Origin of the sequence: Mycolicibacterium chlorophenolicum (assembly GCF_001044235.1) — a bacterium.
Taxonomy (GTDB): Bacteria; Actinomycetota; Actinomycetes; order Mycobacteriales; family Mycobacteriaceae; genus Mycobacterium; species Mycobacterium chlorophenolicum.
Window position 1 is genome coordinate 55534 of sequence record NZ_JYNL01000014.1, and the last position, 20366, is coordinate 75899.

A 20366-nucleotide genomic window follows, 5' to 3' on the forward strand; every position below is an offset into this window, starting at 1 on the left:
GGCTATCGGCCCGGCGTAGGCTGACCCACCGTGATCGAGATCCCCTTGAGCGAGATGCGGAACTGGTTCGGCTTCGGGGTGGCGGGCAATTTCGCCGGTCACCTCGAACAGGCCGGGGAGGCCGTCGATTTCGTCAATGTGGCCAGCGAGGGAACCGCACCCAAGGGCATCTTCCCGTGGTACGCGCCGGGCGCGGAGGGCTTTCTCGGTGAGTTCCCGCTGTCCAACGACGCGATCCAGCTCCCGGCCGAAACCCCCGAGTTCTCAGGTCCGCTGAACCTGCAGATCGAACCCGAGGTCGGGGTGGCGTGCCGGGTGGTGTGGCAGGGCGACACCGTCGTCACGCTGCAGCCGTTCGCGCTGGGCGCCTTCAACGACTGCTCGATCCGTCGGCCGGGCGCCAAGAAGATCAGCCACAAGAAGAACTGGGGGCCGGCCTCCAAGGGTGTCTCGGAGTCGTTCTTCGAGATCAGTGACCTCACCCCCGACGGGCCGACCGCATCGCTGCGCCTGGTCTGCTTCCTGCACTCCGACGAGCAGGAGCACGCCTACGGCGTCGACAGCCCCCTGATCGGCTACTCGTACTACGGCGAGGTCCTCCTCGACTGGATCGTCGAGCGGCTCGCCAACCAGAAGGGCTCACCGGACACCCCTCTGGAGGACGTCGGAGCCCTGATGGTCGCCAGTGGCCACCCCGAACACGTGCTCATCGGCATCGGCGCCACCCGCTACACCGAGCTCGGCGAGAGCACCTTCCTCAAGACCGGCGATCAGGCGATCGTGCGGGTCTACGACACCGACAGCGACGACGCCGCGGAGCTGCGCCAGACGGTGCGGTAGCGGCCGCTCCGCTCCTCCTGGAATTTCTGCGCGGTCGGAGGCATTCCTGTTGGTGATGCCGCAGGGGCGGCCACGACGGAGGAGACCGACATGACCGAGCAGCACACCGTGCGGCGGGCCCTGCTGATGAGTGGTATCGGCGCGGTGGCCGCGGCCGGCCTGATCGGTCCCGGTGCGGCGAGCGCCGACGCCGCCGCCGCGTGTCCCGACGTGCAGGTCGTGTTCGCCCGCGGCACTGCCGAACCGGCAGGTCTGGGCCGGGTCGGTGACGCGTTCGTCGACGACCTGCGTGACCAGCTGGGCGGGCGCACCGTCAGCGCGTCGGCCGTGAATTACCCTGCCTCCTACGACTTCCTGCAGTCCGCGCCCGCCGGCGCCGATGACGCCAGCGCCCAGATCCAGGCCACCGCCGCCAGCTGCCCCGCTACCCGCATCGTGGTGGGCGGGTACTCGCAGGGCGCGGCGGTGGTGGACCTGATCACCGGCGATCCGGCCGCCACCTTCGGTTTCGGACGTCCGATGCCGGCCGCGGTCGCCGACCATGTCGCCGCCGTCGCGGTCTTCGGGAACCCCGCGGGCCGCATCGGGCGCGTGCTGACCACGTCGAGTCCGCTCTACGGCGCCAAGACCATCGACCTCTGCAACGGAGCCGACCCGGTCTGCTCCACCGGCGACGACCGGCCGGCCCACAGCCACTACGTAGAATCCGGAATGGTCACGCAGGCAGCTGATTTCGCCGCGGGGCGGCTCGCGGGCGGCGCCCCGGCGGGCGTCCTCGTCAACGCTGCGGGCACCGCGGGCTGAGATGCGTGACCGACGGATCGGGTGCACGCTCGTTCACCTATGGTTCGGCGACCCATCGTCACATGAAGCGGTCGACGTGTCCGTCAGCCTCCGTCGGATTTGATTCATAGCCGCGGATCAACCAGTAGACCGTACGGTCGAGGATCGGGAGAATGTCGGTCACCGCTATCTCGCCAGTCGAGTGCCGACCCAAAAGGCCGTAGATCAAGCTGCTGATGATGGCGTCCAAGTCGGCGACGAACCCGTCCTCGACGCCGGCGAGCACTTCCAGCCCAGCAGGAGCGACGATGTCCAATCCGAACCGAAAGAGCTTGTCTCCCTTGGGTGATGAGCGTACCCGGAAGTAGGCCACCAACATCTCGGGATGTCGCTCCCACGGTTCGAAGATTGTGTGGAACACCTCCATCAGCGCGTGGTACAGCGACGCTCCTGGTGCTCGCGTCTGCTCGATGAGCCCCGAGTAACGGTGCCGCTGCATCCAGTACTCCAGCGCAGCCAGAATTAGATCGTCCCTCGTGGCGTGGCGCTTGTAGATGGTGGCCAGCGACGTCTGAGCCTGCCGCGCCACCTCGCGAAGCTGCACCGCGTCGTAACCATCGGTTTCGAGTATGTCGACGACGACGTCGAGCAGACGGTCGTCCCCGCTGATCGACCCCAACCCTTGCCCTTCCTTCAGTAACGCGGTTACCCTACCTCCTGTAACACGGTTACTCGATGCGGACGAAACGAGGAGCAATGGGTTCTCTAGACGGCAGAGTCGCCTTCATCACTGGCGCTGCCCGTGGACAGGGACGCAGCCACGCAGTCCGTCTCGCGTCGGACGGGGCCGACATCATCGGGGTGGACATCTGCTCGGGCATCGCATCGAGCAGTTACCCCATGGCCTCCCGCGACGAACTCGACGAGACCGTCGCACTGGTCGAATCCGTGGGCGGCAAGATGCTCGGGTTGGTGGCCGATGTGCGCGATTTCTCCGCGCTCAAGGCCACACTGGATGCCGGGGTCGAGCATTTCGGTCGCCTCGACATCGTCTGCGCCAACGCCGGCATCGCCGCCACGGCATTCCGCGAGGTGTCCATCGAAGAAGACCTGCAGATGTGGACCGATGTGGTCGACGTCAATCTCTCCGGTTCCTTCCACACGGCCAAGGCGGCGATTCCGCACCTGATTGCGGGGGACCGTGGCGGCGCAATCGTCTTCACGAGTTCCACCGCCGGCCTGAAAGGCTTCGGCGGCCTCCAGGGCGGCGGGCTCGGTTACGCGGCCTCCAAGCACGGCATCGTGGGGTTGATGCGCACCCTGGCCAATGCGCTTGCGCCCTACAGCATCCGGGTCAACACGGTGCACCCGACAGCGGTCAACACGATGATGGCCGTCAACCCGGCGATGACGGAGTTCCTGGAGAACTACCCCGACGGCGGCCCGCACCTGCAGAACCCGATGCCCGTGTCACTGCTCGAGCCCGAGGACATCAGCGCCGGCGTCGCGTATCTGGTGTCCGATGCGGCGAAGTTCGTCACCGGGGTGACCTTCCCCGTTGACGCCGGCTTCTGCAACAAGCTATGAGCGGGCGGGTCGCAGGCAAACGGGTCCTGATCACCGGCGCTGCACGGGGGATGGGTCGCAGCCATGCCGTTCGGCTCTCGCAGGAGGGTGCCGACCTGATTCTGGTCGACATCTGCGACTCCCTCCCCGCCGTCGAGTATCCGCTGGCGACAGGGGAAGAGCTCGCAGAGACCGTTCGCCTCGTCGAGGCCCAGGGTCGTCGCGCCGTCGCGCACGTGGTGGACGTGCGCGACGAGCAGGCGCTGTCGGCCGCTGTCGACGACGGTGTCGGGAAACTGGGTGGGCTGGATGCGTCGGTCGCCAACGCTGGAGTGCTGACGAGTGGGTCATGGGACACCACCACGGCGGAACAGTGGCGAACCGTCGTCGACGTGAATTTGATCGGGACCTGGAACACCTGTCGATCCGCCATCCCGCATCTGATCGAGCGCGGCGGCAGCCTGATCAACATCAGCTCGGCCGCCGCCATCAAGGGTTCACCGCTGCACACGCCTTACACCGCGTCCAAGGCAGGTGTCGTCGGCATGAGCAGGGCGCTAGCCAATGAGCTTGCCGCGGTGAATATCCGGGTCAATACCGTGCATCCAACCGGCGTGCCGACGGGGATGCAGCCGGCGTCGCTGCACACCTTGCTTCACGACAAGCGCGGCGACCTCGGACCGGTCTTCCAGAACGCGCTGCCGATCGTGATGGCCGAGGCGGTCGACATCAGCAATGCGGTGCTGTTTCTCGTCTCCGACGAGGCGCGGTACGTCACCGGCTTGGAGTTCAAAGTCGATGCCGGCGTCACTATCCGATGATCCCGGCGCACTACGAGCGGAAATGAGTTCGACGTGACCACTCTTGTCCCCGAACGACTCGAACGCGGTCGACGTGCGTACACCGACATCATGCTGACGCCCGCCCCGCAGGATCCCTCCCCGGTCACGACGCATCTGCTGGATTTCGTCTTCGCCGAGGTGTGGCTGCGTCCCGGCCTGACCCGTCGAGAGCGACGCTTGGTCACGCTGCCGTGCGTCGCCGCAGCGGACTCCGAAGGGCCTCTGCGAGAACATGTGTATGCCGCGCTGAGCAGCGGTGATCTCAGTATCGGCGAAATGCGGGAGACCGTCCTGCATTTCGCGGTGTACGCCGGCTGGCCGAAGGCGTCGCGCTTCAACATGGTCGTCGACGACCAGTGGGATCGCATTCATCAAGACCGAGGCTTGGCGGTGCCCCCGCCGGAGCCTCTGTTGCCGCTGGCCACCCCGAGTGATCCCGAGGAGCGACTTGCCTTCGGTGAGAGGTGCTTCAAGGACGTCAACTGCCTGCCGTACGCACCGCAGCGCGACAACCCTTTCCAGGGTGCGGGCATCCTCAACTTCGTCTTCGGCGAGATGTGGTTGCGGCCGGGCCTGGGAATGAAGGAGCGCCGCCTGATCACGGTGGCCTGCGTCGCATTTCAGGACGCGCCCTATCCGATCCTCAGTCATGTCTATGCGGCGCTCAAGAGCAAGGACATCTCGTTCGATGAAATGGACGAACTGGCATTACATTTCGCGGCTCACTACGGCTGGCCGAAGGGTTCGCACCTCAATCAGGTGGTCGCAGAGCAAAAGCAGCGGGTGATCCAGGAGTGGAGCGAGGAAACGGCGTCGAACTCGTGACGACGAACCGCCTCTCCGCTGACCCGTACGGGCTTCTGATCGGGACGGACCGGATCACCACGACGTCGGTCGACCTGCATTCACACATCTACCCCGGCACCGGCAGGCCCAATGCGGCGGTGGCACTGGCGGGTGCCGACGAGATCGATCTTGCGGTATCGGCAGCGAAGGACGCGCAGCGAGCGTGGATGGCGCTGACGGTGGACCAGCGCCGCGACAAGCTCATCGACCTCGCCGACGTGGTGCGCGAGCACCTTGCCGAACTCGCCGAGCTCAACACCCTGGACTACGGCGTCCCGATTTCCTTCGCAGGAAACGCGATCATGATTGAACAGTTCCTGCGGCACTTCGCCGGCTACGTCGACAAGCCGCTCGGATCCAGCTCACCGGTCAGCGGCAGCACCGACCTCAACTTCATCGAACGTGAGCCGTTCGGAGTCGTCGGGGTCATCGCACCGTGGAACGGTTCGCTGGTTGTTGCTGCGGCCTGCGTCGCCCCGGCATTGGCTGCGGGAAACGCCGTGGTGTTCAAACCATCAGAGCTGGCTCCTCTGGCCGCACTACGATTCGGAGAACTCTGCCTCGAGGCGGGACTACCCCCTGGACTGCTGAGCATCGTCCCCGCAGCTGCCGCCGGAGGTGACGCGTTGGTGCGACATCCGGGGATCGGCAAGATCCACTTCACCGGCGGCGGACACACGGCGCGGCGGGTCCTGCGCGCAGCGGCCGGGAACTTGACCCCGGTGGTCACCGAACTCGGAGGGAAGTCGGCCAACATCATCTTCGCCGATGCCGATCTCGACGCCGCCGCGGTACGTTCCGCCCATCAAGGGCCGCTGATGCAGTCCGGCCAGAGTTGCGCCTGCGCCAGCAGGATACTCGTGCACGACGCCGTCTACGAGACGTTCACCGAGCGATTCCTCGCAGTCATCGCTGCGACACGAGTCGGCGACCCACTCGAACCCGCAACCGGTTTCGGTCCTGTCATCTCCGCTGCGGCTCTGGATCGCATTCTCGGCGTTGTCGACATCGCTCTCGCGGAACGAGCCGGCGAGCTGCTGACCGGTGGCAGCCGCATCACCGAAGGCACATTGGCACAGGGCTATTACATGCAGCCGACCGTACTGGGCGATGTCGACAGTCGCTCCTCATTGGCACAGACGGAGACGTTCGGGCCCGTCGTCTCCCTCATCCGGTTCGCCGACGACGGCGAGGCCGTCCGGATCGCCAATGACACCCCCTACGGATTGAATGCTTTCGTACACACCCGCGATCTGACACGCGCGCACTCGGTGGCCCGGCAGCTGCAGTCAGGTTCGGTCTGGATCAACCAGGGCAGCCGAATCTCTCCACAAGGCCCTTACGGCGGTTACAAGCAGAGCGGCTCGGGACGCACCGGCGGCCTCGACGGGCTGCGGGAGTTTCAACAGGTCAAGAACATCCGCATCGGTATGAGCTGACCTGCTCACCGCGAGAGTCGCGTCGTCCTATCGTCAGCCGGCCGTGGCATGTGATCCGGGGTCGTCAGGGCGCGCGATCGAACTCGATGTGCAGTTCGGTCAGTCCGCGCAGAAGGAACGTCGGCTCGTACTCGTAGTTGCGGCGGTCGGTCGGACCGTGGACGGTCTCGTCGATCCGGATGTCTGTCATGCGGTCCAGCATGCGGCGCACGGTGATCTGGCCCTCGACGCGGGCCAGGGGAGCACCTGCGCAGGAGTGAATTCCGCGTCCGAACGCGATGTGCTCACGCACGTTCTTGCGCTCGGGTCGGAACTCGTGAGGATCATCGAACTTGCGCGGATCGCGGTTGGCTGCACCCAGGCACAGCATAACGACGGCGCCGGCCGGCAGGTGCACTCCCCCCAGCTCGGTGGTCCTGCGAACCAGGCGGAAATCGACCTTGGTCGGGGAGTGCATGCGCAGAGCCTCCTCGATGAACGCCGCTATTCCACCGGGATTCTCACGCAATCGCTGCTGATACTCCGGTCGCTCCCCCAGCACCTGCACGGCCGCGCTGAGCAGCTTGGTGACCGTCTCTTGGCCCGCCGCGAACAGGAACGTCGCGGGCTTGGCGAGCTCGATCAGCTCCGGTGTCGACCCGTCTGGGTAGAGGGCGGTCGCGATGCCCGACAGGACGTCGCCCCGCGGGTGGGCACGGCGTGCCGCCAGATAGCCCACGAACTTGTCGTCGAGATACTGCAGAGGATCGCGCCCCACCGGTTCTCCGTCGAGGGCACCGACCCGGTTTCCGTCAGGACGTTCGGCGCCGAGAGCCGCGAGAAATTCGGGACGATCCTCGGCAGGCACGCCGAGGAGGTCGATGATCGCCGACGTTGCGAACGGTTTGGCGTACTCGGAGAGGAACTCACAGCGTCCGTTCTCGATGAACTCCTCGATCTGATGATCGACGAGTTCCCACATGAACTCCTCGTTCTCCTTGAGGCGCCGCGGTGTGAGCAGCTTGTTCAGCAGCGAGCGCGCCTTCGTGTGCGACGGCGGATCCATCACCACCATGTGCTCGTGAATCGGGAACAGGTGGCGGTGGGCCTCGATCTGCTCGGTGATGTCATCACCGTCGGGGGTGAACGGCAACGGAGGAAACGGACCACCGATCGCGTTCACCGCCGAGTACGTCGCGTGGTCCTTGAAGGCCGCCATCACCTCCGCATATCCGGTGACGGCGACGACCCCGTGGGGCAGCCCACGGAATACCGGATTCTGCTCGCGTAGGTAGTCGAAGTACGCGTACGGATCTTGCGTGAGGGCCGGATCCGAAAAGAAGTCGACGGATGCCAGATCGGTCATGGACTGGGGTGTCCTTTCCCAGGAAACGGTCGTGGGTGAGTTCTTACTGATGCTGATGGCACCGAACGGAAATGAACAGATGGAGAGCAGAGCGCACGCACGCCGCGTGCCTCTTGCGCAGATGCCTGTGAGTGGCCACGAGAACTACCTACTGATCGATCGACAAAACGGCTAGAATGCTGCATGCCTACCATGCGGTGCGGTCGCTGGTCAAGGAATCGACGAGCAGGGGGACGCTGAATGGCCCAGTCGCGCAAAGCCAAAGCTGCAGACGGTGGGGCTCGTCTGCGGCTTATCGAAGCGACAGCCAAGGTCATGCGAGACGAGGGCTACGCTGCGGCGACTTCGCGCCGGGTGGCGACGGAAGCGGGCGTCAAGCAAGCGCTGGTGTACTACTACTTTCCCTCGATGGACGACCTGTTCGTCGAGGTGCTGCGCGCGGGTGCCGAGGTGTCCCTGGCCCGCATGCGTGATGCCCTCACTGATGACGATCCACTGCTGACGCTGTGGTCGTTGAACGGAGAGTCGCGAATGACGGCATTGAACACCGAGTTCATGGCACTTGCCAACCATCGCAAGGTCATCCGCGTCGAGTTGAAGGCGTACGCGGAGCGCGTACGCGACATCGAGACGGCGGCGGTGGCCGTGTCGCTACGCGCCCGGGGGGTCGACCCCCAAGCCTTTCCGCCGGTCGTGGTTTCCATGTTGATCGCGCAGACCGCGCGCAGCCTCTGTAACGAAAGCGCCGTCGGGGTGACCCTCGGCCACGACGAGATGCGCGCATTCGTCGAACGACAACTGCGAACGCTGGCTGCCGTGACCCCTGGCTCAGGTCGCTGATCGGTTCCTGCTCATTGACACCCCTGAGGGCAGCTGCCATGCTTCCTGATCGATCGACCAATAGATCGGAGGACTTCGATGAGTGGACGTGTTCAGGGGAAGGTCGCATTCGTCACCGGTGCGGCGCGGGGGCAGGGCCGCAGTCATGCGGTGCGACTGGCAGAAGAGGGCGCAGACATCATTGCCGTCGATGTGTGCGGGCCGGTGAGCGCTGACAGTCAGATCGCACCGTCGACTCCAGCCGATCTGGCGCATACAGCCGATCTGGTCAAGAATCTCGACCGCCGCATCGTGACCTCGCAGATCGACGTGCGCGATTACGGCGCACTCGAGGCCGCTCTCATCAGCGGTGTCGAGCAACTCGGTCGCCTCGACATCGTCGTCGCCAATGCGGGAATCGGCAACGGCGGTCAGACCCTCGACAAGACCAGCGACGAAGACTGGGACGATATGATCGGCGTGAACCTGACCGGTGTCTGGAAGACGGTCAAAGCCGCTGTTCCCCATCTACTCTCCTCAGGCAACGGTGGGTCGATCATCCTCACCAGTTCCGTCGGCGGTCTCAAGCCTTATCCCCACACCGGGCATTACATCGCCGCCAAGCACGGTGTGATCGGGCTGATGCGGACGTTCGCCGTCGAGCTCGGGCAGCATTTCATCCGGGTCAACGCGGTCTGTCCCACCAACGTGAACACCCCGATGTTCATGAACGAGGGCACGATGAAACTGTTCCGCCCCGACATGGAGAACCCGGGACCTGACGACCTCGCAGTCGCGGCGAAATTCATGCACACCCTGCCGATCGGGTGGGTCGAGCCGATCGACATCAGCAATGCCGTGCTGTTCCTGGCTTCTGACGAGTCCCGCTACATCACGGGGCTGCCGGTGACAGTGGACGCAGGCAGCATGCTCAAGTAACCCACCTCCACACCCGCGCACGTGCGAGAGTGCCAGGGTGGCGCAGAGCGTGGCGGTGATCGGAGCGGGACCCGGTGGATTGGTCAACGCGCGGTGGCTCCTCGCGCAGGGCTTCGAGCCGACGCTCTTCGAGCAGGCGACGGCGCTGGGCGGCCAGTGGAGCGGTCTGGACGGCACCAGCGGTGTCTGGCCGGGCCTCTACACCAACACCAGCCGCATCCTGACGGCGTTCAGCGATCTCCCGCATGACGGCGATCAGACGTTCCTCGCCGCCGGCGACATCCGCCGCTACCTGATCCGGTACGCCGACACGTTCGGCCTCGTCGACCGAATCCGGTTGTCCACCAGGGTGTCCCGACTGAGTCGGGGCGCACGCGAGTGGATCGTCGAAACCGACAGCGGCGCAGAGAGTTTCGACAGGGTCGTGGTGGCCAGTGGACGCTTCCAGAGCCCGGCGGTGCCGACGGTGCCCGGACTGGACACCTTCGCCGGATCCGAGGGGGTGACGTCGACGTTCCACTACCGCGGCGCCGAACGGTACCGCGGCAAACGGGTGCTGGTCGGCGGGTGCGCGGTCAGCGCGCTGGAGGTCGCCGCCGAGCTCGCGCAGGGCGGCGCGGAGGCGGTGGTGGTGACGCAGCGGCGGCAGCGCTACGTCCTGCCGAAGTTCGCCGCAGGCGTCCCGTCGGATCACCGCATCTTCACCCGGTACGGCGTGCTGGCCGACGAGCGTCTGCCGAGGTCGACCGTGGACCGTCAGCTGCGCGACATCGTGACCGACGCCGGCGGCAGCCCCGAGCAGTACGGGGCACCGCGCCCGGACCCGTCGTTGTTCGCGGCCGGGGTCACGCTCAGCCAGGACTACCTCCCACTCGTCGCCGAGGGCCGGATCGGGATCCGGCCGTGGCTGACGTCGGTGGCCGGGCGCGACGTCACCTTCGGTGACGGCAGCACCGAGGCGATCGACGGCATCGTCTTCGGCACCGGATTCGCCCTCGACATCCCGTTTCTCGACGCCGAGATCAGGGCCACCGTCGATCTCGACACCGTCCACCTCGACGCCGACCGGCACACCTTCCATCCGGACCTGCCCGGCCTGGCGTTCGTGGGGATGTGGGACCAGTCGGGCGGCTATTTCGTGCCGCTGGAACTGCAGGCCCGCTGGATCGCCTACACGTGGGGCGGGGTCATCCCGCCGCCCGATCCCGTCGCGCAGCGGGCGTCGATCGCCGCCTACCGGGAGCGCCGCGGTCTGCCGCAGAAGACCCGGATGAACCTCGCGGCCCTCACCTACGCGCGCGCCGCCGGCTGCGAGCCGGACCTCGACGCCTGGCCGGACCTGCAGCGCGCCCTGCTGTTCGGGCCACTGGCCCCCAGCTGCTTCCGGCTCGAGGGTCCCGACGCGCTGCCCGGCGCCGCGGCGGTGTTCGCCCGCGACGCGGCGGCGTTCGGCGCGATCACGTCGAATGCGTTGACCACCCGTGAGCGGGAGCACTGGGAGCTGCTGCGCTGACGGTGCCGATTCTCAGCGCCGCAACGCAGCCAGTTCCGCGCGTGAGCGCACACCGAGCTTCGCGTAGATCCGGGTCAGGTGGTACTGCACCGTCTTCGGTGAGACGAACAACTCGGCGGCCACATCACGATTCGACAGACCCCGGGCCACCAGCGTGGTCACCGCCTCCTCCTGAGGGGTGAGCTCGATACCGTCGTTGGTGTCGCGCACCTGGTTCAGGCCACCTGCTTTGAGTTCACGGTCGCATCGCGCCACAAACGCGGTCGCCCCCAGCGACGCAAAGAGTTCACGGGCCGTGCTTATCGCCGCATCGGCGTCCCGGCGCTTGCCCGCCCGGCGCAGCGTCTGCCCGTAGGCGAAGTTGATCCTGGCCGCGTCGTAGCGCAGCGGCAGTCCCTCGAGCAGGGCCAGCGACTGGTCGAATGATGTTCGAGCCGCGGCGATGTCGCCGCGCGCGCCCAGCAGCCGGCCGCGGGCGTATCCGAGCCGGGCCTGGGCGCTGCGGTGGCCCCGCGCCCGCGCTCGCTGCTCGTGGGGCCGCAGGAACTCCTCCGCGGCGGCCAGGTCGCCGTCGAGAACCAGAGCATTGCCGAGCAGATCCGGCCACGGCCAGTATCCGGGCTCCTGGAGAGATGTACCCGGTGCGATGCGGCGCAGGGGCTCGACGAATCTGCGCACAGCTTTGTGATCGGCCTGTGCCTCGGCGATCTGACCGTTCAGCAGCAGCGCCGGGATGCGCATGATGGCGTACTCACCCGGACCGGCCGACGCTGCCCGCGCCGCCTCGGCCGCGGCGTCCCAGTCACCGCGCAGCGCGGCGATCTGACCGGCAGTCCATTCCAACAGAGGTGTCACCAGGACGATCCCGCTGCTGTCGGCCAGTGCGCGTCCGCGCGCAACACTGGTCATCGCGTCGTCCCACTCGCCCGTCACGAACTGCACGCGCGCCAGCCATCCGTACGCCCACAGGGTGATTCGCGTCGATCCGCCCAGCGACGCCGCGGCGACGGCGGTCTCCAGGCTGGTCCGGGCGGCGTCGACGTCGTCGCGCATCAGTTGCACCCAGCCGCGTCCCATCGCGACCCGCTGGGCCTGCGGGCCGTGACGGACCCGTGCAGAGAGTTCCTCGTAGGCCGCCGTAGCCCGCCGGGGCTGGCCGGCGGCCAGCAGGCCCAGACCTCGAATCGCGCTCGCCTCGATGGCCGCGGGGGAGTCCGCGTCGGCGAGTTCCAGGGCCCGATCAGCCCACCGCACCAGCTGCTCGCCCTGACACTGCACCAGTGCATGCAGAACGTGCCGCTGCGCGATGAACGCCGCGGTGCCGGCATCCCGGTCGGTGTTGACGATGTCCCCCGCGCGTTGCAGGCGAAGTTCGGCCTCCGTGGCTCTTCCGCGCAGGATCGCGAGATAGGCCAGAACCGCGTTGCGCAGCGCTGTTTCGCGCAGGCTCTCCACCACGGGGACGAGCGCGGCGGCCCCGATGCAGTCTCCCGCCGCGACCAGTGCGTCCACCGAACGCATCAGCCGCTCGTCGCGCAGCAGCGGGTCGGCGGTCAGCCGACTGGCGTCGCGGAACAGCTCGGCGGCCTGTGCCCAGGCGCCGTCGTGGCCGTGGGAGTGGGCCAGCGCATCGACCTCGTCGGCCAACAGCGGGTCGGGCACCGGGGTGGCCGCGACCCGGTGCCGCAGCCGCGCGACGGGATCGGTGACGAGATCGGCTGCGCGACGGTGCCATTCGGCAGCGGCGCTGATCCCGGTCACGTCGATCACCGCGCTCTCGGTGAGGGCGTCGGACCACGTCGGTTCGCTGGGGTCGCCGGGCGTCAGCAGTCCGGCGGCGGTCGCGGATTCCAGGGCCGCCAAGGGATCGTCGACGGCCGCGAGCAGGGCGGCGTCGGCGAGGCTGGGATGGTTGCCCAGAACGGCCAGTGCGGTGACGAGTGCCCGCCCGTCCCGACCGGTCCGATCCAGCTGTGCGGCGACACTGCGCGCGACGGCTCGCGGCGCGGGCAGCGGCGCATCGGGACGCGTCCACGTCGCAGCGGGTACCTCGTCGAGCAGGTCGAGCACATGCCGCGGCACGCCGCCGGTGTGCCTGGTCAGTCTCTCGGCCATCGCGGGATGCAGGATCCGGCCGGACGCGGAGGCCAGCTCGGCGACCTCGCTGCGGGACAGGCCGGTCAACCGGAGCTGTTCGGCGTCGAGGTCCGGGACCGGCAGGGCCGACCCTTCGGTGGTCAGCAGCACCGCCACGGGCAGCCGGCGGTGGTGCCGTACCAGCGTCGACAGTGCCTGCAGCGAAACGAGATCCGCGTGCTGAGCGTCGTCGATCACGACCGCCACAGGGTCGTCGCCGGTGAGGGCGCGCGCCATTGCGTCGGCGGCGGCGACAGGTTCGGTGGGGGCGGGTTCCTGCAGGAGCTGGGTCACGACGCCGCCTGCTACTGCCGTCTCCCAGGGAGTGGCGGTGGCCCAGCGTACGAAGGGGCAGCGTGCCGCCACGTGCCGCAGCAACGCCGTCTTGCCGATACCTGCCGCACCGGTCACCGTGAGCACGCTGATCCCGTCGGAGCCGGACACGGCGCATCGCCGTGTCAGCGCGTCGATCTCGCGGACGCGGCCGACGAACGCGACGGACGTCCCGGTCACGTGCTCATCGTAGGCGTCCAGGGTCAGCCGAGGTCGCCGCCGGCGACGGGCAGCACGGTGCCGGTGATGTAGGACGCCTCGTCGGAGGCCAGGAAGCAGATTGCGGCCGCCTGTTCGTCGAGTGTGCCGTAACGCTTGAGCAGGGACGAGGTGATGGTCTGCTCGATGTGGGCGTCGAACCAGGCCTGCTCGGTGGAGCTCGACGGCTCGGGGGTGCCGCGGGAGATCCGCCGCGGGGGTGCGGCCGTGCCGCCGGGCGCGGTGGCGACCACCCGGATGCCCGCGTCGGCGTACTCCATCGCCAGCGACGCGGTGATCGCGTTGATGCCGCCCTTGGCGGCCGAGTACGGGACGCGGTGGATGCCCCGGGTGGCCGCCGACGACACGTTGACGATGACGCCGCGGCCGCGGTGCACCATGGCGGGCAGCGCTGCACGGCACGCATACAGCGTGGTCATCAGCGAGCGGTCGATCTCGGAGCGGATCTCGGCGGCGCTGAACTCGGTGAACGGCTTGAAGTTGATCGCCCCGCCGACGTTGTTGACCAGTACGTCGATGCGTCCGTAGGCCGAGAGTGTCTGCTGAACAACGTCTTCCGCGCCGTCGATGTGCTCGAGATCAGCGGTCACCGCCACGGCTGACCGGCTCTCGCCGGCGAGCTGGCCGGCGAGGGCTTCGACCAGTGGGTACCGGTCGGCGAGAACCACGGTTCCGCCTTCGGCGTGGATTCGCCGGGCGGTGCGCTCCCCGATGCCCTGGGCCGCACCGGTGACGATGACGACCTTGCCGGCGAACCGGCCCGGGGTCACGAAGACCGGGGCCGCCGCGGTCGCGGAGTCGGCCATCGCGCGGCGCATGGTCTGCTTCGACCGCTCGGCGTGGGCGAGGATGAGCTCCCGGGCGGCGTCGCGGTCGCCGGATTCGAACGCCCCGACGATGTCGACGTGGTCGCGGGCACACAACGGATAGCACCAGGTCGCCTCGCTGAGCACCTCGCTCATCCGTCCTTTGACGCCGAGCGCCTGATAGGCGTGCAACAGATGTTCGTTGCCGGTGAGGGTGAACAGGTAGTCGTGGAAGGCGGCGTTGGTCTCGGTGTACTGCGCGGCATCGACGAAGTGGTCACCGTCGACATAGGGCAACGTCGATTCGGCGAGGAGGCGGTAGCCGGCGAGTTGCGTGCTGGAAAGCCGGCCGACGGTCAGTTCGAGCGCGCCGAGTTCCAGTGCCGAGCGTGCCTCGAACAGTGCGTCGGACTCGCGCACCTCGGGGTGCTCCTCGCCGATCTGGTAGCCGTCGGCGCTGACGACGGCCGGCTCGTCGGGCCGCGCGGCTGCGGCGACGGGCGCGGTCATCAGTTGACCGGCGATACGCCGGGCGAGGTCACCGTCGTCACGGACCGGCCCCGCCGCGGGCAGGGGTGGGAACTCCCGCGCGGGCAGCACGGACTGGCCGGCGAGGGTGCGCGCTTCCGGCGCCGGCAGGATCTGGTCCTCGTCGACCTCTGTGGCCGAACCTGCGTCTCCGGCGGTCCGTGAGGTGGCAGCGCCGGTCTTCACCAGACCGAACTTCTCGTAGTAGAAGCCGGTGGGCTCGAGCCCGGCGCGGTTGAGGTGGGTGCGCACCGACTCGACCATGGGCGGTGGCCCGCACAGGTAGATCGCGACGTCGCCGCCGTGGAGGTGTTCCAGATCGATGAGGCTGGTGACGTACGCCCGGTCGGGCCCCCGGTTCGGCGCCGAGCTGCCCGGGTCGGACACACAGTGGTCCCACGTGAAAGTATCCATCGCCGAGTCGATTTCGGCGATCTCGTCGAGCGCGGTGAGGTCCTCATCGGTGCTGACCCCGTAGATGAGATGCGCCCGGCGGGTGCTGCCGGCGGCGTGCATCGCGCGCAGCATCGACAGAATGGGCGCGAGTCCGGTGCCGCCGGCCAGCAGCAGCACCGGCCGCTCGGCTTCGCGGAGGAAGAACGACCCGTTCGGGCCGGTGAAGGTGAGGGTGTCCCCGACGGCGGCGCGGCCGGTCAGGTAACCCGACATCGCGCCGCCGGGGCTGAGCTTGATCAGGAAGGTGAGCCGGCTTTCGTGGGGCGCGTTGGAGAACGAGTACGACCGGCTCTGATCGGTGCCGGGTACCGTGATGTTGACGTATTGGCCGGGCAGGAAGGCCAATTCGTTGCGGTTGGGGATGTCGATCCCGATCTTGACGGTGGTCGCGGACAGTCGACGCAGCTCGGTCAGCGTACCGGTGTAGCTGGCCGCCTGGGTCTTGGCGAGGTCGGACGTACCGGCGATCTGCAGAATTAGATCGGAGCGGGGCCGCATGCTGCACGGCAGCACGTACCCGGCATCCGCCTCGTCGGCGGACAGCGCGTCGTCGATGTAGGTCCCTCCGTCGTAACTTCCGGATTCACACAGGGCCTTGCACGTTCCGCACGCTCCGTCGCGGCAGTCCAGTGGGATGTTGATGCGCTGTCGATAGGACGCGTCGGCGACGGTCTGGTCGCCGCGACAGCTGACGAACCGGGTGACGCCGTCTTCGAACGACAGCGCCACGGAGTACACGTCGGCCGGGTTCCGGTTGGGTGCGGGGGGTGACACAGCGGTCACGGCGATCTCCTCTAGAAGTGGTAGACGTCCACCACGTGGTGGATGTAATCGTTCTTGAGCACGACGGTCTTGCGGCGGATCAGAGGTTGCTCGCCGGTGAAGTCGACGGTGTAGAACGAGGTTCCGTAATACGGATCGATGGTGTGATAGCGGAAATACATGGTGTGCCAGTTGAATCGGACGTCGACGAGATCGCCGCGGCGCTCGATCACTTCCACGTTGCTGATGTTGTGACTGGTGCGCGGCTCCGGTATCGAGGTGGCCGACGAGCGTTCGGTGCGGATCCGGAACACCCGGTCCTCGAGGCCGCCCTTGTTGGCGTAGTAGATCAGCGAGATGTCGCGCTGCGGGTCCTCGACCAGTCGGTCGTCGTCGGTCCACGCCGGCATCCAGTACACGACGTCGTCGGCATAGCAGTCGAGCCATTTCTCGAACTCGCGATCGTCGAGATAGCGTGCCTCGCGGTAGAGGAACTGCTCGATCATGTTCTGCGTGACGAGTTTCCCGGTCGTCTCGATCGTCTCGGTCATCGTCCGTTCTCCTCCTGCCCGCGCACCGCGCGGCGCATCGTCTCGAGCCAGTAGCCGTGCTGAACGGGGTAGAGACCCTCGTCCTCGTTCTTGACACCCGCGGAGATCACCCCGTCCATCCCCAGCGACGTGGCCACCTCGTCGGGTCCCGTCAGCCAGTGCTGAGCACCCCGGCTCATGTCGTTCCACGGGGCCGCGCTCGCGCGGAACGTCAGCTGGCAGGACCGAAATTCCTCGAGGTCGTCGGGGGTCGCCATCCCGGAGGCGTTGAAGAAGTCCTCGTACTGGCGGATCCGTTGGGAGCGGGCGGCCGCGCTCTCCCCCTTCGGCGCGATGCAGTAGATGGTGACCTCGGTCTTGTCCGGTGCGATGGGCCGGAAGTGTCGGATCTGCGTCGAGAACTGGTCCATCACATAGACGTTCGGATAGATGCACAGGTTGCGTGAGCCCTTGACCATGAAGTCGCCCTTGGCGTCGCCGAACCTGTCCTTGAGTTCGTCGAGTCGGTCCCACAACGGGCGGTCCTGTGGATTGGCCGCCCAGGTCCACAGGCACAGGTGCCCGTGCGGGAACGACCAGTACCCGCCGCCCGACTTGCCCCAGCCGCCGGCGTCGAGTGCCTTGGTGTCGTTCGTCGACTCGCCGGTGGTGCGTCTGCTGGTGGTGGCGGCGTAGTTCCAGTGCGTCGCGGTGACGTGGTAGCCGTCGGCGCCGTTCTCCGCCTGTACTTTCCAGTTGCCGTCGTAGGTGTACGTCGACGAGCCGCGCAGCACTTCCAGACCGTCGGGGGACTGATCGACGAGCATGTCGATCACCGTGGTGGCGTCACCGAGGTGCTCGGTGAGGGGCAGTACGTCGTCGTTGAGGCTGCCGAACAGGAAGCCGCGGTACCCCTCGAACCGGGCGACCTTCGTCATGTTGTGGCTGCCGCCGACGTTGAACGTCTCCGGGTAACCCGCCCCGTCGGGGTCCTTGACCTTCAGCAGGGTCCCGTCGTTGCGGAACGTCCAGCCGTGGAACGGGCACGTCAGGGTCATTCGGTTGTCGGTCTTGCGCCGGCAGACCATGGCGCCGCGGTGTGCGCACGCGTTGATGAGTAAGTGCAGGTCGCCGTTCTTGTCGCGGGTGATGACGACGGGCTGGCGCCCGATGTAGGTGGTGAAGTAGTCGCCCGGGTTCGGCACCTGGCTCTCGTGGGCGAGGTAGATCCAGTTGCCCTCGAAGATGTGTGTCATCTCGAGTTCGAAGACGTCCTCGTCGGTGAAGATGCGCCGGTTGGTCCGGAAGACGCCGGCGTCCGGGTCGTCGATGACGGCGTCGGAAAGGACGTCGGCGACGTGGTTCAGGGATGTGGTCACAGGTGCCTCCAGCGAGCGTTCGTGTGATGCTTCCCCGAACACTGTCACCGCGTGGTGCCGGTCACACTAGGTGAATTGCCAGTCCTGACCTGGACGTCTATTGACCATTGGCATCGATGAATAGAGCACAAATAGGTCTTTGTCATCGATGGATTGGCGGTCTAGCGTCAACCGTGTCGGTGATCACACCGGGCAACCCTCTGAGGCCTGGGACATCGACGCGAAGCCGGAAGGACTGGACATGGAGTTGCGCCATCTCCGCTACTTCGTCGCCGTGGCCGATACCTGTCACTTCGGTCAAGCGGCCGAGCAGCTGCACATCGCGCAGCCGGCACTGTCGTATGCGATCCGGCAGCTGGAAAGCGAACTGGACGCCACGCTGTTCACCCGCACCACCCGCCGGGTGTCGCTGACGCCGGCCGGGGAGTTCCTGCGCGCCGAGGCCGGACGGATCCTCACGGGCGTCGACGAAGCCGAACGCGGGGTGCGCCGTATCGCGGCCGGCCGCACCGGCCTGCTGCGGCTGGGGATGACCGGCACCGCCGCGTTCTCCCATCTGCCCCGCATCGCGCGGATCGTGCGGCGGGAGCTGCCGGGGGTGGCGCTCGACATCCGCTCCGACGTGCTCACCCCCGACCAGTGCGAGGGCCTGCGATCGGGCACCCTCGACGTCGGTGTGCTGCGCCCGCCGGCCGTCGGCGAGGACATCGAGATCCGCACCATCGACCTCGAACAGCTGGTGCTGGCGGTGTCGGCCGACCACCGGCTGGCCGTCGAACCCGTGGTCGCGGTGGCGGATCTGCGCAGCGAACCGTTCGTCGGCTACGCCAGCCCCGACTCCGCGGTCAACCATGCCGTGGCGCGCAGTTGCCGGCGCGCCGGCTTCGTACCCCACCGCGAGTACAGCGCCCCGAGCACCGCGGTGCTGCTCGCGCTCGTGGCGGCCGGTCTCGGCGTCGCGGTGGTGCCGGCCTCGGTGCGGGCACTGGCACTGCACGGCGTCGTGTTCCGCGACCTGACCGACAGCGGCACCATCGAGCTCGCGCTGGCGTGGCGCCGAGGTGTCGACAACCCCGTCGTTGACGCCGTCGTCGCACTGCTCTCCGCCGGGCTGACCTCCACCACCGATTTCGCGCACACCCAGGGACGATCATGAAAATCACTGCCGTAGAGGCTGTTCCGTTCTCGATCCCGTACAGCAAGCCGCTCAGGTTCGCTTCCGGCGAGGTGCACTCGGCCGACCACGTGCTGGTCCGGGTGCACACCGACGAAGGCGTCGTCGGCGTGGCCGAGGCACCGCCGCGCCCCTTCACCTACGGCGAGACGCAGGACGGCATCCTCGCGGTGATCCGGCAGATCTTCGCCCCCCAGATCGTCGGCCTGCGGCTGACCGAACGCGAAGTCGTCACCGCCCGCCTGGCGCGCACCGTCGGCAATCCGACCGCGAAAGCCGCTGTGGACATGGCGATCTGGGATGCGCTGGGCCGCAGCCTGGACCTGCCCGTCAGTGACCTGCTGGGCGGCTACACCAATCGCATGCGGGTGAGTCACATGTTGGGCTTCGACTCCCCGGAGGCGATGGTGACCGAGGCCGAGCGCATCGTGGACCGCTACGGCATCCGGACGTTCAAGGTGAAGGTCGGGCGTCGCCCGATCGAGCTGGACACCGCGGTGGTGCGGGCGCTGCGCGAGCACTTCGGTGACACCGTCGAGCTCTACGTCGACGCCAACCGCGGCTGGAGCGCCGCAGAGGCTTTGCGGGCCATGACGCAGATGGCCGACCTCGATCTGCTGTTCGCCGAGGAACTGTGCCCGGCCGACGACGTCCTGGGCCGGCGGTGGCTGGTCAGCCACCTGCAGGTGCCGTTCATCGCCGACGAGTCGGTGCCCACCCCGGCCGACGTCACCCGCGAGGTGCTGGCCGGCTCGGCCACGGCGGTCAGCATCAAGACCGCACGCACCGGGTTCACCGGCTCGCAGCGCGTGCATCACCTCGCCGAGGGACTGGGCCTGGAGGTCGTCATCGGCAACCAGATCGACGGCCAGGTCGGCACCGCCTGCGCGGTGGCCTTCGGCGCCGCGTTCGAGCGCACGGCGCGCCGTGCCGGCGAGCTGTCCAACTTCCTGGACATGTCCGACGATCTGCTGGCTGCGCCGCTGCGCATCCGCGACGGCGAACTGCATGTGCCCGCGGGACCGGGCCTGGGGATCGAGATCGACCCCGACAAGCTCGCCCGCTACCGCACGGACCACTGAAGACCCCCGGTATCAGCCGACCGGAACAA

The 20366-nt window shown here is 67.4% G+C and carries 17 protein-coding genes; 11 read left to right on the top strand and 6 right to left on the bottom strand.

The annotated features are described in order from the left end of the window. Positions 1-30: 30 nt before the first annotated feature. Together MCHLDSM_RS06895 and MCHLDSM_RS06900 are read left to right on the top strand one after the other, a co-directional pair. Positions 31-840 carry a DUF5718 family protein gene (locus MCHLDSM_RS06895; RefSeq protein ID WP_048469478.1) on the top strand — a complete coding sequence of 270 codons (810 nt, stop codon included), beginning with the start codon at positions 31-33 and terminating at the stop codon, positions 838-840. A 90-nt stretch (positions 841-930) separates the two neighbouring features. Continuing rightward, positions 931-1644, top strand: a complete 714-nt coding sequence (locus tag MCHLDSM_RS06900; protein ID WP_048469479.1) for a cutinase family protein — start codon at positions 931-933, stop codon at positions 1642-1644. A gap of 58 nt (positions 1645-1702) precedes the next feature. On the opposite strand, the gene MCHLDSM_RS06905 is transcribed toward MCHLDSM_RS06900, so the two are convergent. After that, complete coding sequence (locus MCHLDSM_RS06905) at positions 1703-2302, bottom strand: TetR/AcrR family transcriptional regulator (RefSeq protein WP_048469480.1); 600 nt, start codon at positions 2300-2302, stop codon at positions 1703-1705. A gap of 77 nt (positions 2303-2379) precedes the next feature. On the opposite strand from MCHLDSM_RS06905, the gene MCHLDSM_RS06910 reads away from it, so the two are divergent. From MCHLDSM_RS06910 to MCHLDSM_RS06925, 4 genes are all read left to right on the top strand, one after another. Further along, positions 2380-3210, top strand: a complete 831-nt coding sequence (locus tag MCHLDSM_RS06910; protein WP_048469481.1) for a mycofactocin-coupled SDR family oxidoreductase — start codon at positions 2380-2382, stop codon at positions 3208-3210. Further along, complete coding sequence (locus tag MCHLDSM_RS06915) at positions 3207-4010, top strand: mycofactocin-coupled SDR family oxidoreductase (protein ID WP_048469482.1); 804 nt, start codon at positions 3207-3209, stop codon at positions 4008-4010. Before MCHLDSM_RS06910 ends, MCHLDSM_RS06915 begins: the two co-directional genes overlap by 4 nt. Positions 4011-4100: 90 nt before the next feature. Beyond that, the gene (locus MCHLDSM_RS06920; protein WP_174545947.1) at positions 4101-4856 is read left to right on the top strand and encodes a carboxymuconolactone decarboxylase family protein; all 756 of its coding nucleotides are present in this window, start codon (positions 4101-4103) and stop codon (positions 4854-4856) included. Next, positions 4853-6316 (top strand): aldehyde dehydrogenase family protein, encoded by a 1464-nt coding sequence (locus MCHLDSM_RS06925; RefSeq protein WP_048469484.1) that lies wholly within the window; start codon positions 4853-4855, stop codon positions 6314-6316. Before MCHLDSM_RS06920 ends, MCHLDSM_RS06925 begins: the two co-directional genes overlap by 4 nt. 64 nt (positions 6317-6380) lie before the next feature. Here MCHLDSM_RS06925 and MCHLDSM_RS06930 read toward each other — a convergent pair whose 3' ends face one another. Beyond that, positions 6381-7661, bottom strand: coding sequence for a cytochrome P450 (locus MCHLDSM_RS06930; protein ID WP_048469485.1), 1281 nt, complete (start codon positions 7659-7661; stop codon positions 6381-6383). Between the two features lie 240 nt (positions 7662-7901). On the opposite strand from MCHLDSM_RS06930, the gene MCHLDSM_RS06935 reads away from it, so the two are divergent. The 3 genes from MCHLDSM_RS06935 to MCHLDSM_RS06945 all read left to right on the top strand — a co-directional run bounded on the left by MCHLDSM_RS06935 (position 7902) and on the right by MCHLDSM_RS06945 (position 10932). Then, positions 7902-8501 (top strand): TetR/AcrR family transcriptional regulator, encoded by a 600-nt coding sequence (locus MCHLDSM_RS06935; protein ID WP_048469486.1) that lies wholly within the window; start codon positions 7902-7904, stop codon positions 8499-8501. A 78-nt stretch (positions 8502-8579) separates the two neighbouring features. Continuing rightward, positions 8580-9419, top strand: a complete 840-nt coding sequence (locus MCHLDSM_RS06940; protein ID WP_048469487.1) for a mycofactocin-coupled SDR family oxidoreductase — start codon at positions 8580-8582, stop codon at positions 9417-9419. A gap of 37 nt (positions 9420-9456) precedes the next feature. Beyond that, the gene (locus MCHLDSM_RS06945) at positions 9457-10932 is read left to right on the top strand and encodes a flavin-containing monooxygenase (protein ID WP_048469488.1); all 1476 of its coding nucleotides are present in this window, start codon (positions 9457-9459) and stop codon (positions 10930-10932) included. Positions 10933-10944: 12 nt separating this feature from the next. Here MCHLDSM_RS06945 and MCHLDSM_RS06950 read toward each other — a convergent pair whose 3' ends face one another. The 4 genes from MCHLDSM_RS06950 to benA are packed head-to-tail and all read right to left on the bottom strand — an operon-like array spanning position 10945 to position 18081. After that, positions 10945-13581, bottom strand: a complete 2637-nt coding sequence (locus MCHLDSM_RS06950) for a helix-turn-helix transcriptional regulator (RefSeq protein WP_109788762.1) — start codon at positions 13579-13581, stop codon at positions 10945-10947. A 23-nt stretch (positions 13582-13604) separates the two neighbouring features. After that, the gene (gene benC, locus MCHLDSM_RS06955) at positions 13605-16199 is read right to left on the bottom strand and encodes a benzoate 1,2-dioxygenase electron transfer component BenC (protein WP_407661948.1); all 2595 of its coding nucleotides are present in this window, start codon (positions 16197-16199) and stop codon (positions 13605-13607) included. A gap of 5 nt (positions 16200-16204) precedes the next feature. Continuing rightward, positions 16205-16723 (bottom strand): benzoate 1,2-dioxygenase small subunit, encoded by a 519-nt coding sequence (benB, locus tag MCHLDSM_RS06960; RefSeq protein ID WP_048469490.1) that lies wholly within the window; start codon positions 16721-16723, stop codon positions 16205-16207. Beyond that, positions 16720-18081, bottom strand: a complete 1362-nt coding sequence (gene benA, locus MCHLDSM_RS06965) for a benzoate 1,2-dioxygenase large subunit (protein ID WP_048469514.1) — start codon at positions 18079-18081, stop codon at positions 16720-16722. Before benA ends, benB begins: the two co-directional genes overlap by 4 nt. A gap of 241 nt (positions 18082-18322) precedes the next feature. Between benA and MCHLDSM_RS06970 the strand changes: the two genes are divergently transcribed. Both MCHLDSM_RS06970 and MCHLDSM_RS06975 read left to right on the top strand, forming a co-directional pair. Beyond that, on the top strand, positions 18323-19237 hold the full coding sequence (locus MCHLDSM_RS06970; protein WP_048469515.1) for a LysR family transcriptional regulator: 915 nt from the start codon (positions 18323-18325) through the stop codon (positions 19235-19237). Further along, positions 19234-20337, top strand: a complete 1104-nt coding sequence (locus tag MCHLDSM_RS06975; protein ID WP_048469491.1) for a mandelate racemase/muconate lactonizing enzyme family protein — start codon at positions 19234-19236, stop codon at positions 20335-20337. The genes MCHLDSM_RS06970 and MCHLDSM_RS06975 overlap by 4 nt, the downstream gene beginning before the upstream one ends. Positions 20338-20366: the final 29 nt, after the last annotated feature.